The 16024-nt window shown below is 63.5% G+C and carries 10 protein-coding genes and 1 tRNA gene; 3 read left to right on the top strand and 8 right to left on the bottom strand.

The window, feature by feature from the left end; translation table 11 throughout:
* Positions 1 to 273: 273 nt before the first annotated feature.
* Positions 274 to 1527 carry a D-amino acid dehydrogenase gene (locus BN1130_RS11405; protein WP_042042143.1) on the top strand — a complete coding sequence of 418 codons (1254 nt, stop codon included), beginning with the start codon at positions 274 to 276 and terminating at the stop codon, positions 1525 to 1527.
* A gap of 69 nt (positions 1528 to 1596) precedes the next feature.
* Here the strand turns inward: BN1130_RS11405 and BN1130_RS11410 are convergent, their stop codons facing one another.
* Entirely contained in the window at positions 1597 to 2295 is a 699-nt protein-coding gene (locus tag BN1130_RS11410; protein ID WP_042042144.1) for a TetR/AcrR family transcriptional regulator, read from the bottom strand.
* A gap of 183 nt (positions 2296 to 2478) precedes the next feature.
* Between BN1130_RS11410 and BN1130_RS11415 the strand changes: the two genes are divergently transcribed.
* Complete coding sequence (locus BN1130_RS11415; protein ID WP_042042145.1) at positions 2479 to 4410, top strand: amidohydrolase; 1932 nt, start codon at positions 2479 to 2481, stop codon at positions 4408 to 4410.
* Between the two features lie 36 nt (positions 4411 to 4446).
* Here BN1130_RS11415 and BN1130_RS11420 read toward each other — a convergent pair whose 3' ends face one another.
* Both BN1130_RS11420 and metE read right to left on the bottom strand, forming a co-directional pair.
* Positions 4447 to 5574, bottom strand: a complete 1128-nt coding sequence (locus BN1130_RS11420) for an HPP family protein (protein ID WP_042042146.1) — start codon at positions 5572 to 5574, stop codon at positions 4447 to 4449.
* Between the two features lie 210 nt (positions 5575 to 5784).
* A complete protein-coding gene (gene metE, locus BN1130_RS11425; RefSeq protein WP_042042147.1) occupies positions 5785 to 8049 on the bottom strand; it encodes a 5-methyltetrahydropteroyltriglutamate--homocysteine S-methyltransferase in 2265 nt (754 codons plus the stop codon).
* 162 nt (positions 8050 to 8211) lie between these two features.
* Between metE and BN1130_RS11430 the strand changes: the two genes are divergently transcribed.
* The gene (locus BN1130_RS11430; RefSeq protein WP_042042148.1) at positions 8212 to 9120 is read left to right on the top strand and encodes a LysR substrate-binding domain-containing protein; all 909 of its coding nucleotides are present in this window, start codon (positions 8212 to 8214) and stop codon (positions 9118 to 9120) included.
* 54 nt (positions 9121 to 9174) lie between these two features.
* On the opposite strand, the gene BN1130_RS11435 is transcribed toward BN1130_RS11430, so the two are convergent.
* The 5 genes from BN1130_RS11435 to dauA form a co-directional block, all read right to left on the bottom strand.
* Positions 9175 to 9966, bottom strand: a complete 792-nt coding sequence (locus tag BN1130_RS11435; RefSeq protein WP_042042149.1) for a siderophore ferric iron reductase — start codon at positions 9964 to 9966, stop codon at positions 9175 to 9177.
* Between the two features lie 98 nt (positions 9967 to 10064).
* Positions 10065 to 12206, bottom strand: coding sequence for a TonB-dependent siderophore receptor (locus BN1130_RS11440; protein ID WP_042042294.1), 2142 nt, complete (start codon positions 12204 to 12206; stop codon positions 10065 to 10067).
* A 378-nt stretch (positions 12207 to 12584) separates the two neighbouring features.
* On the bottom strand, positions 12585 to 13523 hold the full coding sequence (locus BN1130_RS11445) for a helix-turn-helix domain-containing protein (RefSeq protein WP_042042150.1): 939 nt from the start codon (positions 13521 to 13523) through the stop codon (positions 12585 to 12587).
* A 158-nt stretch (positions 13524 to 13681) separates the two neighbouring features.
* A tRNA-Ser gene (locus BN1130_RS11450) sits at positions 13682 to 13769 on the bottom strand.
* 193 nt (positions 13770 to 13962) lie between these two features.
* Positions 13963 to 15687, bottom strand: a complete 1725-nt coding sequence (dauA, locus tag BN1130_RS11455; RefSeq protein ID WP_042042151.1) for a C4-dicarboxylic acid transporter DauA — start codon at positions 15685 to 15687, stop codon at positions 13963 to 13965.
* Between the last annotated feature and the right edge of the window lie 337 nt (positions 15688 to 16024).

The raw sequence follows: 16024 nt of genomic DNA on the forward strand, positions 1-16024 counted from the left end.
GGCGGACACAGACCAGTCGCACAGGGCAGAGCGTTTCATGTCCGCAGGATCCCTCGCGCCCCTCTCATCGGATAGACTTATTCGCTGGCAATAAACAGAAAAGCAGCGGTATATCATATTTTTGTGATGGCTCATTTGCCGATTTCGCTGCCGATGATAACGTGATGCCTGCCGGTGCCCATCAAGACGGTGTCGGCTGATTTTGCCAGAGGGGCCAATCTGGGGCGTCTCGGTTATTGCATGAACAAGTGCAGTTAAAACAAGGATGTAGAAATGAATATTGTGGTTCTGGGTGGGGGAGTTATCGGGGTGGCCAGTGCCTGGTATCTGGCCAAGGCGGGGCACAAGGTGACCCTGCTCGAGCGGCGTAGCCATGTGGCCCTCGAGACCAGCCATGGTAACGCGGGACAAATCTCTCCCGGTTATGCGGCGCCCTGGGCCGCCCCCGGCATTCCCCTCAAGGCCGCCAAATGGTTGCTGCAAAAACACGCCCCCTTCACGGTGCGCCCCACCTCGGATCCTTTCCAGTTACGCTGGATGCTGAAGATGTTCGCCAACTGTACCCCGGCGGCTTACGCCACCAACAAGGGGCGCATGGTGCGCCTGGCCGAATACAGCCGCGACTGCATGAAGGGTTTGCGTGACGAGCTGGCGCTGGACTATGAGGGGCGCCAGCTCGGCACCCTGCAACTGTTTCGAAGCCAGGCCCAGCTCGAGGCCAGCAAACGGGACATCGCCGTGCTGGCAGAGTATGGCGTCCCCTACCAATCCCTCGATGCCAGCGGCTGTGAAGAGGTGGAGCCCGCCCTGGCGCGGGTGCGCGGCAAGATAGTGGGGGGCCTGCGCCTGCCGGGGGACGAGACGGGGGACTGCTTCCGCTTCACCCAGGCCCTGGCTGACGAGGCACGGCGGCTCGGGGTGGAGTTCGTCTTCAACTGCGCCATCGACGAGGTTGAACTCGCCCAGGGGCGCGCCGTGGCGGTGCGGGCCGGCGAGCAGCGCTTCAAGGCCGATGCCATCGTCTGCGCCCTGGGCAGCTATTCCACCGGCCTGCTACGCCCGCTCGGACTCGACTTACCCGTCTACCCGGTCAAGGGTTACTCCCTCACCCTGCCGATGAGCAATGCCGAGGCCGCACCGCGCAGCACTGTGCTGGATGAAACCTACAAGGTGGCCATCACCCGTTTCGATGAGCGGATCCGGGTCGGCGGCATGGCCGAACTCAGCGGCTTCAATCTGGCGCTCAACCCCAGACGCCACGACACCCTGGCCATGGTGGTGAGGGACCTCTTCCCGGATGGCGGCGATCTTCCCCGGGCCGAGTTCTGGACCGGACTGCGCCCCATGACCCCGGACGGCACGCCCCTGGTGGGCCCAAGCCCCATCCCGGGCCTCTGGCTCAACACCGGCCACGGCACCCTGGGCTGGACCATGGCGGCGGGCTCGGGCCAGTTGCTGGCGGATCTCATCAGTGGCACGCCAGGCGCCATCAGCGACGAGGGGCTGACCCTGGCCCGCTACGGCTAGCCCGCAGGGCGCAATGCCAGATGCAAGAGAGGGAGTGCCTGGCACTCCCTCTCTTTATTTGTCCCTCTTCTATTCGCCACTCTTCGCGGCGGCTTGGCAACCCGGCGCCAGTCCCGGCATCGACTGCCAGACCCGGGCGGGATCCGGCTCCTCGATGGCCGCCATCATCAGCTGCTCGCTCCAGCGTCTATGCAGTTGCCACAGCTGCGCCCCCGCCTCCCCCTGCCCCTTGGTGCACTGCTTGGCCACGTCTGCGGTGCGGTAGAAATAGCGCACCAGGGTGGTGAGCTCGGGCTCGGGCCAGCGGCAGCCAAAGTGGCGCAGCCGCTCGGACCAGAAGGCTACCTGACGCCCCTCGTGCTCCTGCTCGACCCCGTGCAGGGCGGGAATGAGATCCATCGCCTGCCACAGCGCCCCATAGCCGACGTAGCGCTCATCCAGTGCCTCCAGCGCCTCGTCCAGCATCAGCAGGGTCTGCGGCCAGCTGTCGGCCTGCTCGCGGATGACCTCCTGCGCCTCGCACACCGCCGCCAGCCAGGCCAGGGCCAGCCGACAGATGATCGCCTCCTTGTTGGGAAACAGGTGGTAGAGCGACTTGATGCCCACCCCGGCGCGGGCGGCGATGGCGTTGGTGTTGAGGGCCGCAAACCCCTGCTCCTGCAACAGGGCCAGGGTGGCCTGCTCGATGCGGCTCGCCACCTCCTGGCTGCGCTGCTGCCTGGGTTGGCGCCGCATGCACAGTTCGGCCGGCAGCACATGTTGTGACATTCTCTTCCCTCGATGCGGTCTGCGCCCCCAAGGGGCGACTGGTTGTCATAACTACATGATGAGACAAGGTAAACACAAGTCAAAAAAAGTGCAGTAATCACTGGCATTTTTCAGAATAGCTGCAATAACCATAAGTGCTCATATCTGCAGTAAAAACTGCAATTAACCCAAGGAGAGCGCGCTATGGATAGCAAACACCCCCGTCTCAGGCTGGGCGCCATCGCCCTGCTGGTCAGTGGCCTGCTCGGCTGCCAGCAAGACAGCAGTGAGCCGCCCCCCGGCAACACCCTCTATCTCAACGGCAAGATCCACACCCAGGATGGGCAACGCAGCCAGGCCGAGGCCATGGTGGTGCAAGGGGGCAAGTTCACTTACGTGGGCTCCCGCGCAGGAGCCGAGGCCCTGAAGAACAGTGCGACCCAGGTGGTGGATCTGCAAGGGAGGATGGTGATGCCTGGCCTGCACGACAACCACATCCACCTGCTCGGCACTGTTGCGCTCGACATGTGCGATCTGGACGGCCAGAGCGTCAACCTGGATCAGCTGGCGGCCAAGATCAGCGAGTGCCTGCCCCGCTACGCCCCGGCCCCCGGGGAGTGGCTGGTGGTCAACCAGTGGTCGCCCTATGACGGCAACACCCCTACCGCCACCCATGCCACCCTGCTGGCGGCCCTGGATGCGGCGGCGCCGAACAACCCCGTGATGCTGGCCGGGGTCGACGGCCATGCCGGCGGCTACAACTCTCAGGCGCTGGCGCTGGCACAAGACGAGGACGGCAATGTGGTCGGCTTCAATGCCACCACCCTGGCCCCGGACGGCGTGTTCGAGGCCCTCATCCCCTATGTGGATCTGGCAACCGGCGTGATCCGGGACGCGGCCCGCAGCGCCATTGCGGTCCCCGACACCGGGGTGCTGAGCGCAGAGGGGGAACAGGCGGCGGCCCAGTATGACAAGATACTCCCCGCCATCTCCGAGCTGATGGCGTCCCGCGGCATCACGGGAGTGCAGGATGCCTGCGCCAACGACTTCATCCGGGAGCGGCTGCGCAAGATGCAGGATCAGGATCTGCTGCACATGCGCGTCACCGCTGCCACCTGCTTCAACCAGGATGACTACAGCGGCAAGCTGGACATCGACGGGCACCTAGCCAAGGCGAACCAGGTGCGGGACGCCTTCGCAGGCAATCCCCTGATCAAGGCCGATGCGGTCAAGATCTTCCTCGACGGCGTGCTGGAGGGGGATCCCTTCACCAGCCCCCCCTTCCTGCCCAATGCCGGCATGCTGGGGAATTACCTGCATCCCCATCTGGCCCTGGATCCCGACAGCGGCGAGGTGAGCATCACAGCGGACAGCGAGGATGCGGGCAGCAACGGCATCGTCAACTACAAGGAGGCGGATCTGACCCGCTACGTCACTGCGCTGGATGGGGCCGGGTTTGGCATCCACATGCACAGCATCGGCGATCGCAGCACCCGGGTGGCCCTCGATGCCCTGGAGGCGGCCCGCGCCAGCAACGGGGAGAGCGGCATCCCCCACACCCTGGCCCACCTGCAGGTGGTGCACCCGGACGATCAGAAACGCCTCGGCGAGCTTGGCCTCTACCTCACCTTCACCTATGCCTGGACCACGCCCCAGCTTGCCTACGACATGCTGGTCAGCCCCTTCATCCAGCCAACCAGGGTGGGACAGTCCCTGAGCGAAGCCATCTACGACCCCATGGGCTATCTCCATGACGCCCTCTACCCGGTCGAGAGTTCGCGCCAGGCTGGCGCCGTGCTGGTGGCGGGCAGCGACGCCCCGGTGGACAGCCGGGACCCGCGCCCGTTCGAGAACATGGCCGCCGGCATAGTGAAGGCGGCCGGCAGCGGCGACGACTTCAGGGCCAGCCAGCGCACCTCCCTTGCCGAGATGCTGGCCGCCTACACCATCAACGGCGCCAGGGCAGTACGCCAGGGGGACATCACCGGCTCCATCGAGGCGGGCAAGTCGGCGGACTTCATCGTGCTGGACCGGGACCTGTTCGCCCTGGTCAAGGCCGGCACGCCGGAGCAGATCGCACAGACCCGGGTCGAGCAGACGGTGTTCATGGGGGAGACGGTCTACGGCACCCAGTGACCCCAAACGAAACGGGCCCCGCGAGGGGCCCGTTGCTTATGTGCCTGAGGAGGCAGGTTCATCGACCAAGCCGGGCTGCAGGGCCAGGGTAAAGAGGGCGGCCACCATATCGGACTGGGTGATGATGCCCACCAGCAGTTCCCCCTCCACCACGGGCATATGGTGCAGGCCCCCGTCGGAGAAGGCATCGACCAGCTCGTAGAGCGACTGATAGCGGCGCGCCGTGCGCACCTCCCGGGTCATCAGGTTCTCCACCCGCAACTGTTCGAGACTGGCCGCCTCCCTCGGCAACTGCCGCTGCCTGTCGATCATGAGATCGTGCAGGGTGAGGATGCCGACCAGCCGCTGCGCCTCATCGACCACGGGCAGCGCCTTGACCTGATGCCGGGAGAGCCGTTGCCAGGCCACCATGGCCGACGCCTTGGGCGAGACGACGATGAGATCCCGTGACATCACATCCTGGCAGAGCACTGTCCCGACCCGCTCGCGCAGGGCATGCAACTGCGCCTCCTGCAGCAGCGCCTGCAGATCCTGGCGGCTGATGTCGAGCAGCTCGCCGTGTTTCTCCAGGGCAAAATCGATATCCGTCGCCTGGGTCGCCAGCCGCTCGCTGGGTTGGGGATCCGCCGTCTGATGGCGATTGGGCTGCGCCCGACCACCGTTGGGATAACGGCGACCCAGCGCCCGGTTGTAGATAAGCCCCATGGCCAGGAGGAGCAAGGAGTTGATGAACACCGGGATCAACACATACCAGAGACCCAGCTGGCTGATGGCCTCACCCCCGATGACGGCGGTCAGGGCAACTGCCCCCCCTGGCGGGTGCAGGCTGCGGGTGAGGAACATGGCGGCGATGGCCAGCATCACGGCCACGGCGGAGGCCAGCGCCAGATCCGGGATCCAGCTTGCCGCGATCACTCCCATCAAGGCCGAGACGCTGTTGCCCACCAGAATGGACCAGGGCTGGGCCAGGGGGCTGGCCGGGGCGGCAAACAGCAGCACGGCTGACGCTCCCATGGGGGCAATGAGCCAGTGGGGACTGACGCCGAGCCACCATTGGCAGAGCCATTCGGTCATCAACAGACCGATGAGGGCCCCCAAGGCGCCATAACAGCTCTCCTTGAGGCTGGTGTTGGTCGATACCGGATAAAAGTCGCTGATCTGCATCCTGTTCCCGTGGCTGATAAGGTTCATTTAAAATGCGCAATTCTACCGGCATCCCTTCCCTCAATGCCAGCGCCCCTTGCCAGGCTCATAACCAACGGGAGGCTGACCCCGGCATGAGCTATCTGCCAACGAAAAAGGGAAGGCTTGCGCCCTCCCCTTGTTCATCAGTGATACCTATCAACTAGTCGCGAGCTTGCAACCCCTGCTCCGTCAAGCCAGCTCGGCACGCAGTGCCTTGGTGGCATCGACCATCACCCTGAGCGCCGCTTCCGTCTCTTCCCAGCCGCGGGTCTTGAGGCCGCAATCCGGGTTGACCCAGAGCCGCTCGGCCGGGATCTGCTGGGCCGCCTTACGGATGAGGTCTTCGATCCAGCCCTGGCTCGGCACGTTCGGGGAGTGGATGTCGTAGACGCCCGGGCCGATTTCGTTGGGGTAGTTGAAGCGCTCGAACGCCTCGAGCAGCTGCATCTGGCTGCGGCTGGTCTCTATGGTGATCACGTCCGCATCCAGCGCCGCCACCGCCTCTATGATGAGGTTGAAGTCGCTGTAACACATGTGGGTGTGGATCTGGGTGCTGTCCACCACCGGGCTTGCGCTCAGGCGGAAGGCGCGCACCGCCCAGTCGAGATAGGCCTGATGATCCTGCTTGCGCAGGGGCAGCCCTTCGCGGATCGCCGGTTCGTCAATCTGGATGATCTTGATGCCGGCGGCTTCGAGATCTGCCACCTCGTCGCGAATGGCCAGGCCGATTTGCAGGGCGGATTGCTCGCGGCTGACATCTTCCCGGGGGAAGGACCAGCAGAGGATGGTCACGGGCCCGGTCAGCATCCCCTTGACCGGCTTGTCGGTCAGGCTCTGGGCGAACTGGGTCCACGCCAGCGTCATGGGGGCCCCGCGGTCGATATCCCGGGTGATCACCGGCGGCTTGACGCAGCGGGAGCCATAGCTCTGCACCCAGCCGAAGCGGGTGATGGCAAAGCCGTCCAGCAGCTCGCCAAAATACTCCACCATGTCGTTGCGCTCGGCCTCGCCGTGCACCAGCACGTCCAGCCCTATGGCCTCCTGGCGCGCAATAGCATCCTTGATCTGGGCCTGAATGCCCGCCTCGTAGGCCGTGTCGTCGATGCGACCGGCCCGCCAATCCTGGCGCAGCACCCGGATGTCGGAAGTCTGCGGGAAGGAGCCGATGGTGGTGGTGGGCAAGAGCGGCAGCTTGAGATCCGTGCGCTGGGCCTCGGCGCGCACCGGATAGGCGCTCTGGCGATCGAAATCGCTGTTGGTCAGGCTGGCGAGCCGGGACTGCACCGCCCGCTTGTGAACCCGGCTGTCGGACTCCCGATCGACGATGGGCTGGCTGTAGGCGGTGATCTTGTCGAGCTCGCCACCACTCAAGTATTCGGCAAGCAGCCCCAGCTCGTAGCACTTTTGCAGGGCGAAGGCGAACCAGCTGCGGGTCTGGCCGTCCAGCTCGTGCTCCAGGGTCAAGTCCACCGGGCTGTGCAGCAATGAGCAGGAGGAGGCGACCCAGAGCCGCTCGCCGAGCTTGGCTTTCAATGCTTTCAGGGTCGGCGCCAGCTTGGCCAGGTTGGCACGCCAGACGTTGCGGCCGTTGATGACGCCAGCGGAAAGCACCCACTGGGCCGGCAGGTGCGGGACCAGGGTGTCGAGCTGCTCGGGGGCAGCCACCAGATCCAGGTGCAGGCCGTCTACCTTGAGGCTGGTGATGATGTCGCGCTGATGGGCCACAGAACCGAAATAGGTGGTGAGCAGCAGCTTGCAGGGGCCGCTCAAGCGCTCATAGGCGTTCAGGTAGGCCAGACGCCACTCGTCCGGCAAGTCCAGGGCCAGGGCCGGCTCGTCTATCTGCACCCACTCCACCCCTTGCGCGGCGAGCCTCCCCAGGATCTCCTGATAGACGATCAGCAGGCGGTCGAGCAGTTCGAGGCGGGAGAAGCCGCTCTCTTTCTCCTTGCCGAGCCACAGATAGGAGACCGGGCCCAGCAGCACCGCCTTGACCGGCAGTCCCAGCGCCTTGGCCTCTTCGACCTCTTCAAAGAGTTGGCTCCAGCCCAGCTTGAAGCGCTGGTCGCGGCTGAACTCGGGCACCAGGTAGTGATAGTTGGTATTGAACCACTTGGTCATCTCGGCGGCGGCGGCAGCCGGGCCGGTGGGCGCACGGCCACGGGCCACCCGGAACAGGGTATCGAGATCGGTGTCGCCGTGGCGGTGGCGGGCAGGCACGGCGTCCACCAGCAGGCTGGTGCCGAGCACTTGGTCATACCAGGCGAAATCGCCGACCGGCAGCAGGCTGACCCCGGCTTGCTGCTGCGCCTGCCAGTGGCGCTGACGCAGGCTCTTGCCCACCGCGACCAGTTCATCCCGGGTGGTTTCACCACGCCAGTAGGATTCGAGGGCAAATTTCAACTCGCGCTTGGCGCCGATGCGGGGGAAGCCCAGGGTGTGTGCTTGTGTCATGGCCGTTTTCCTTGATCTCATCTCTGTCCTATGGGGAACTGGATGATTTAGCCATCCAGATGTTTACACATCTAGAATGTCGAGATAAGGTGGCCTTGGCTATTGAATCCTCTTCAACTGGCTCTCAAATAATCCTCAACTGTCCTTCAAGGGAGATGTGCCATGGCGGTGCCAAATAATTCAGGCTTGGAGATCAAGCACTTGAAGACGATAGCGGCCCTGGCCGAGCAGGGCTCACTGGCCGGGGCGGCGCTCACGCTCAACCTCACCCAGTCTGCCCTCTCCCATCAACTCAAGGAGCTGGAGACCCGCCTCAATCTGGAGCTTTTTCTTCGCAAGAGCCGCCCCCTGGTGCTGACGGCAGCGGGCCAGCATCTGCTGACCCTGGCCCGCCAGGTGCTGCCCGCTCTGACCCAGACCGAGAAGCAGTTGCAGGCCCTGCACAGCGGTGACGCGGGCCGATTGCACCTGGCGCTCGATTGCCACAGCTGCATCCAGTGGCTGCTGCCGCTGTTGCCGGACTTTCGCCGCCAATGGCCCGGGGTAGATCTGGAGGTGGAGTCGGTGCCCGGCTTCGATGCCATCAGCGCCCTGCTCGGCGGCCAGCTCGACTTGCTGCTCACCTCGGACGTGCAGGCCCGCGGGGATCTCCACTTCGAGCCCCTGTTCGCCTTCGATCTCACCCTGGTGATGGCGCCGGACCATCCCCTCTGTCAGCAGACCAGGATAGCCCCGGAGGATCTCAAGCAGGAGGTGCTGCTGGTCTACCCGGTGGAGCGGGCCCGCATGGACGTGTTCAGCCGCTTCTTGCAACCGGCTGGCGTCGAACCCAAGCGCTGCAAGCCGGTGGACAACACCTCGGTCATGTTGCAGATGGCCGCCGCCGGGCTTGGGTTGGCCGCCCTGCCGCGCTGGGCCAGCGAGGAGTTCGTGCGCCAGGGCTTGCTCGAGGCGCGCCCCCTGGGCAGCGGGGTGCGCCGCCACATGTATGGCGCGGTCCGGGCCGCGGATCGGGATCAGCCCTGCCTGCAGAGCCTGTTCGAGCGCATTCGTGTCAAGATGGGGGCCTGACTCGGGACATGAAAAAGCCGCCCCTTGGGCGGCCTTGACCAACACTCAACACACTTATTCCAACCCTTGCCCCGTCTCATCATCGCAACGAGCCGCTGCATCTTGCCGCCGGGGGCAATTCTCACACAGCGAGCCATCACGGCGCTTGTAGTGCAGGCAGCAACGCTGGCGGACATAACCGGGCGAGGCGCTCGCCACCTCCGCCACGCCTGGCGCCTGGCGCCACCCGGCCAGATGCTCGGCGGGCAAGCCACAGGCGGCCAGCCAGAGCGGCGCATGGGCCGCGACCACCTCGGGGCTTATCTCCCCGAAGAAATCCGGCACCCGCACCAGGGCCGCCAGCAGATCGTCCGCCAGGAGCGGGCGCACGAAGCCGGGCCGCAGCCGCATCTCACTGGCAAGCATCTCGAACAATTCCTGCCAATGACGACGCAGTCGCCTGCCCGCCGCCTCGATCAACAGCTCCTGCTGGCCCCCGATCAGTGGGTCAAGGGGCAAGCTGAATCCCGATACCAGACCGGCGCTATAGCCCAGCCCCAACTTGTCCAGCGCAGGCACGGTTCCCACCCGATAGACGGCCACCATGGCGAGGTAGATGGACTGCCAGCTGAGCATGCCCCAACTGCGGGTCAGCCAGTAGGCGGGGCCCGCCTCCGGGTGTGCCAGCCGCCAGTGATCATGCAGGGCCAATGCCACCGCCGCGGGGGCCATGGTGCCGTCGGCCGTGACCAGCAACGGCCTCTCCCCCTCCACCAGCTGCCCCTTGAGGGAGGGAATGAGCTCCCCGGCGGCAAGGAACAGCCGCTCATAAGCCGCCAGGCCAAGTGCCCGCTCCTGTGCGGCCACGCGGCCAAGCCCCGGCTCACCCAGCGGGTCGGCAGAGGGGTTGTCATGGGGTGGGCTGCCCTGATAAGAGGGCCCCGGCGTCCGGCCGGGGCGCAGGCTTAGAATACGTATTTGAGTCTGGCCTCCACGTTGCGCTCGGCCCCGAACCAGCAGTTGCTCTGGTCGTAGCAGGAGTAGTAGGTGGTATCGAACAGGTTGCTGGCACTGACGGAGGCTTCCACCCCTTTCAGGCTCTGGCTCAGCCGGGCCAAGTCATAGGAGGCGGCCATGTCCATCAACACATAGTCGGGCACCTTGTCGCTGTTGGCGGCATCGAGCTCGGCCTCCCCCACGTAACGCAAACCAGTTCCCAGGCGCAGCCCGGCCGCAGGGCCCTGTTCGAGGCGGTAGTCAGCCCACAGGGAGGCCGTCTGATCCGGTACCCAGACCGGGGTCTTGCCTTGCAAACTGGTGGTATCCTTGCTGATCACCATGTCGAGCAGGGTATAGGTGGCACTCAACTCCAGGTTGCTGGTGACATCGATGCGCCCCTCCAGCTCCAACCCCTTGGAGATCATCTCGCCGGTCTGCAGCTTGGGCCCGTAGACGTTGTCCGGATCCGTCACCAGGGCATTTTTCTTGGTGATGCGAAATGCCGACAGGGTCAGGGTCTTGCTCATCTCCTCAGACAGGTACTTGACGCCCCCCTCCCACTGCTCACCGGTGGCGGGATCAAACGCCTTGCCATGCTTGTCCGCCCCCGGCACCGGCTCGAAGCTCTCGGCATAACTCACATAGGGCGAGATACCGTAATCGAGCTCATAGAGGGCGCCCAGACGGAAGGAGAGATTATCCTGGTCGATCTTGGCCAGGGTGTGGCTGGCACTTCCGCTGTAGAGCGTGTCGCTGTCGGTGTCCATCCGGTAGCTGTCATAGCGCAGGCCACCGATGGCCACCAGTCTGTCGAGGCGCAGCTGATCCTGCAGATAGACCCCCGTCTGGTACTGCTTGATCTGCTTGCGATCCTGATAGATGAAGTTGAGGCTATCGGGGTCAATCTGGCTGTGATCGGGATTGAAAATGTCGATACTGGGGGCCGAATAGTCGAGGGTATCCCGATAGAGCACCTGGGCATCCAGATACTGGTAGTCGACGCCAAGCAAGAGGTTGTGTTCCATCGATCCGGTCTGCAGCTTGCCAGAGAGCTGGTTGTCGATGACGAACCCCTTGGACTCCTCGTCGGTCAGATAGGCGTTACGGGCCAGGGTACGATCGTCTGCCGCCAACGCCGCGTTATAGGTGTTGTGCTGCCTGGCTGACGCATCCATGTAGCGGGCATTTTGCAGGAACTGCCAGTTGGCATTGAAATCGTGGCTCAGCTTGTAACCAAACAGCGCCACTTCCCGGTTGTACTGGTTCCAGTTCTCGTCACCGAGGAAGGTGTCACTGTCGAGCTTGCCGAGGGGGTTGTCATTGACCGACCCCCTGGCCGGGACTGTGGTATAGATGCCCGCGGCCGGATCCTTCTGGTAATAGACATTGAGGTTGAGCAGGGTGCGTTCGCCGAGCTGCCAGTCCAGGGAGGGGGCCAGCACATAGCGCTCCTCTTCCGAGGTCACCGCCTGACCATCCTTGTGACGGGCCAGGCCCACCATCCGGTAGGTAAAGGTGTCATTGATGGGGCCTGTCGTATCCAGGGTCACCTCACGCAGATCCCCCGTTCCCCCCGCCACGCTGACGCTGTGCCTGGCCTCGCGCTGTGGCCGCTTGGCGATCAGATTGACCATGCCGCCCGGCGGCATGCTGCCATAAAGCACGGAAGTCGGCCCCTTGAACACCTCCAGCTGCTCGATGGCAACAGGGTCTATCTGGGGCTGCAGGTTCCAATCGTTATATTGCAGCAGCAAGCCGTCATAGAAGTTCTGATAGTTGTCAAAGCCGCGAATGTTGAACAGATCCAGGCGATTGACCGAGCCCCCCCGCAGTTCGGTATTGACCCCGGGCACATAGCGCAACGCCTCGCTCACCGAACTGGCACCCCGCTGCTCCAAGGTCTGGCTATCGACCACGGAGATGGCCTGCGGCGTTTCGATAGGGTCTAGCTTGGTCTTGGTCGCCGTGTTGCGATAGGTCTGACCCAGTACCGTCATGGTGTCAGCACCGGGAGCCAGTACGTCCGTCTGGGCTGCCAGTGTCTGTCCCGCAAACAGGGTGGAGAGGGTCGCCGCGACCAGGGTCAATGGGGGGTGAAGTGGGTACATCTGATCCTCGAATGCCAATGATTGAATAGTAACAAATATCATTTGCATTTTAATCAGCTATTTTGCGCCAGACTTAACATTTTGGGGCATCTTGTCCAGGAAGCTCCCCACAATCAGTCTCTTACGAGGCTTTATTATGTTGTTCAGGGTCAATATCGGGCAGCCTCAATGGCAGATAGGGCGTTCACCCTTGCGGCGGGGCAATAGAAAACAGAGGGAGAGAGGATGCCTGGGAGCGAGGGGAAAGACTGACCCCATAGGTTGGACAAGGGGCAAGGTGCTGCCAGCCATGGCGGCCCCGGATCGAGATCCCGGCGGCCAGTGCCAGGTTTGCAGGATCAGGGCCGCTCCTCTGGGCTATGAGCTATGGGTTATGGGCTATGACAAGGGGACTATGGGCAGCCAGTAGCTCATAGAGGCCTCTGGTGCCTTGCCCTGATAGTTGGCGGGATAGGCCTCCAGCTCCAGGCCATCCAGACCCCGATAACCGGACTGGGGTAACCACTGCTCGATAAACCAGCTCAAGGTGTGTGGCAATAGGGCGATGGGCCCGCGATGGGTGACCACCCCATAGGTCTGGCTCGGCACCCGCAGCAACTCGGCACCCGCCAATGTGAGGGGCTCATCCGGTTGCGATTCAGGCAGCTCAATCCCGGCCCAGTAAGGGAAACGGTGCGCCTCATCCTGATGGACACGCAGATCGCTCACCCCAAGCAGGGGCTCGCCGTGCAACTGCTCTCCCCCAGGCAGGGCCTGCACCCTTTGCCAGATGGCGGGTACTTGTTGTTGAAAATCGGGCTGCTCGGCAAAGAGGCCACGGATCTCGCCACGCAGTCCCAGCAAGCTGAAGGCAGGCCGCGTCTCGACTCGCACTTGCAGCCACTTGCCCTCCCCCAGACCCCGCGGCCCCAGCTGACTGATGGGCTGGCGCAGCCCGACCCTGACCCCCCGCTTGCGATAGGCGAGTGGCGAGCAACCAAACTGCTGCTTGAAGGCGCGACTGAAACTCACCTCCGAGTCATAACCGTGGCGCAGGGCCAGATCCAGTATCCGATCCCGACCGCCAAGCAAGGCGACAGCGGCCTGACTCAACTTGAGTTCGCGCACATAAGCCGCCACCGTCAGGCCTGTCTCACTCTGGAACACTCGTTGCAACTGCCAGCGTGACCAGCAGCTGAGCGCCGCCAGCTCGGTCACCGAAAGCGGCTCATCCAGGTGCTGATGAATATGACTCAGCACCCGTTCTATGCGGGTGAAATGCGCAGGCTCACTGGGAGTCTGGCCGCAGGGGGCTGTGGGATGAGCGAGATCTGGCATGGCGTCTGCCCTGACAACAAGGGGGGCCAGTGTGGCATATTCCCCAAGGGCGGGTACAGGATCATCAAGGCGTGGCGGCCCTGGCAATCGAGGCAAGGAGCCAAACATCTGCAGGAACCAGAAAGCAAAAAGCCCGACCTGAGTCGGGCTTTTCAATATGGCGGTGAGGGAGGGATTCGAACCCTCGATACGTTGCCGTATACACACTTTCCAGGCGTGCTCCTTCAGCCACTCGGACACCTCACCAAATTTTTACTCATCATTTAATGTGCTTGAGTTCCACAGATGTTGGCGACCAATGCCGCGACAACGGGGCGTAATGTAAGGGATGGGCCTGCATGGGTCAACGCAATTTATTGCTTTTCATGTCGTTTGCTCAAGATTCACACCAATTGGTGAAAATCTTGGCAACTCTCCCATTAAACCCCGTCTATCTGGCTTATCCGGGGGTCTGTTCTTCCGCCAACGCCTCTTCCAAGGAGCCGTAAAATGCCAGTTGGCCTGGGACGGGTACCACCTTGGCCCGCGCCAGGGTCTTGAGGGGCTGAAATTGCAACTCGGCAATGCGCAGCTCCACCCCGGTATTGGCCATCTGCTGCTTGAAATGGAGAAATGCCGACAGACCTCCCGCATCCAGGATGGAGACGGCATCCATCTGCAACACCAGCACGCGGTGGCCCTGTACCTGCTCGGCCAGTTCGCCAAATACCCGATCGGCGGCGGCGAAGAAGAGCGGGCCGTTGATGCGGTAGAGCAGGCCCTGCTCTGGCAGCTGATGCTGATGACGCTTGTGCTGCCCCAAGTCCTGCAACAGGGTCATTCTGGCAATGTCGCGCATGAAGAGCAGTGAGGCCAGGATCACCCCGAAGGTGATGGCAATCACCATGTCGAAGATGACGGTGAGCGACAAGCAGACCAGCAGCACCAACACATCCGCACCGGGCGCACGGCGGATTAGCTCTACCGCCTTGTGCGCCTCGCTCATGTTCCAGGCGACCAGCAGCAGCAGGGCGGCCATGGCGGACAGCGGCAGCCAGGAGAGCCAGGGGGCCAGCACCAGCACGGCGGCCAGTACCACCAGGGCATGGATCACCGCCGAGATGGGCGAGGTAGCCCCGGCTCGCACGTTGGCGGCTGAGCGCGCAATGGCGGCGGTGGCCGTGATGCCCCCAAAGAAGGGCGCCACTATGTTACCCAGCCCCTGCCCCACCAGCTCGGTGTTGGAGCTGTGCTTGCGCCCCGTCATGCCATCGAGCACCACGGCGCAGAGCAGGGATTCGATAGCCCCCAGCATCGCCATGGAGAAGGCCGCAGGCAGCAGTTGCTGGATGGCGGCCAGATCCCAGTTCACCGGCTGGCCATCGGGTCCTGGCAGGGACCATGGCATCAGCAGACTGGGCGCCAGAGGAGGGATCCCTGCCCCCTGACTGCCATCAGGCAACAGATAGTGGAACTGGCTGCCGATGGTCGCTACCTCGACACCGCAGCCATGCAGGGCAACCCCAAGCCCGGCCCCCACCAGCACGGCGGGCAGATGGCCCGGCACCGGCAACTTGAGCCTGGGCCAGAGCAGCAAAACCGCCAGCGTGGTCACACCAATGAGGGTATCCCCCCACTGCCAGCCAGGCAGAGCGTGGGCCAGCGCTTCCACCTTGCCCAGATAGGTTTCCGGCATCTCGGGTACCTGCAGGCCGAAGAAGTCCTTTATTTGCAGGGTGGCGATGACGATGGCGATGCCGCCGGTAAAACCGAGGGTGACCGAGGGGGGGATGTACTCGATGAGGCGACCCAGGCGCGCCAACCCCATGGCGACCAGGAAGAGACCCGAGATCAGGGTCGCCACCAGCAGGCCGCCGACCCCGAATTGCTGGGCGACCGGATAGAGGATCACCACAAACGCAGCGGTAGGGCCGGAGACGGAGTAGCGCGAGCCACCGGTCAGGGCGATGACAATACCGGCGATGATGGCGGTGTAGAGCCCATGCTGGGGCGGCACGCCGCTGGCGATGGCCAGGGCCATGGCCAGCGGAATGGCGATGATGCCGACCGTGATCCCGGCCACCAAATCGCGCCCCAGGCGGGTCATGGTATAGGGCTCATCCAGGCAGGACTGGCGTAACGCCACGGCGAGCCTCACGGGGAGTGGTGCTTTTTTAGTATGCATTGGTGTCGTAATACCAGAACAGAGAGACAAAGGCCGACGGAGCCGGCACCCGATCATCATCAAGGGCCGGCAAGAGCGTCGACGCGGCGATGGTATCTCATGCAACCTTAACCGATAGCCAATCCGATTTCGATGGCCGGGATCAATGAAAGGGTACACTCTTCGGTGCATGATCAAGATAGCCGCCATATTGCCGATTTTTGCCTCATTGGGCGGATTTTCGGTTGACTCAGCACCCAATGAGCCTTAGTTTCTGCGCCGATGTTTTTGGCCGGAGTCGGTGGCTGCGCGGTGGGATCCTCTCCCCTCCCCTGTCACCCCGATAAGAAGCAGTACT

Origin of the sequence: Aeromonas rivuli, assembly GCF_000820045.1 — a bacterium.
GTDB lineage: Bacteria > Pseudomonadota > Gammaproteobacteria > Enterobacterales > Aeromonadaceae > Aeromonas > Aeromonas rivuli.

Bases quoted from the DNA above. Each gene is read 5' to 3' on its own strand.
- BN1130_RS11405 (WP_042042143.1), top strand. From the start codon at position 274: ATGAATATTGTGGTTCTGGGTGGGGGAGTTATCGGGGTGGCCAGTGCC.
- BN1130_RS11410 (WP_042042144.1), bottom strand. From the start codon at position 2,295: ATGTCACAACATGTGCTGCCGGCCGAACTGTGCATGCGGCGCCAACCC.
- BN1130_RS11415 (WP_042042145.1), top strand. From the start codon at position 2,479: ATGGATAGCAAACACCCCCGTCTCAGGCTGGGCGCCATCGCCCTGCTG.
- BN1130_RS11420 (WP_042042146.1), bottom strand. From the start codon at position 5,574: ATGCAGATCAGCGACTTTTATCCGGTATCGACCAACACCAGCCTCAAG.
- metE (WP_042042147.1), bottom strand. From the start codon at position 8,049: ATGACACAAGCACACACCCTGGGCTTCCCCCGCATCGGCGCCAAGCGC.
- BN1130_RS11430 (WP_042042148.1), top strand. From the start codon at position 8,212: ATGGCGGTGCCAAATAATTCAGGCTTGGAGATCAAGCACTTGAAGACG.
- BN1130_RS11440 (WP_042042294.1), bottom strand. From the start codon at position 12,206: ATGTACCCACTTCACCCCCCATTGACCCTGGTCGCGGCGACCCTCTCC.
- BN1130_RS11445 (WP_042042150.1), bottom strand. From the start codon at position 13,523: ATGCCAGATCTCGCTCATCCCACAGCCCCCTGCGGCCAGACTCCCAGT.
- dauA (WP_042042151.1), bottom strand. From the start codon at position 15,687: ATGCATACTAAAAAAGCACCACTCCCCGTGAGGCTCGCCGTGGCGTTA.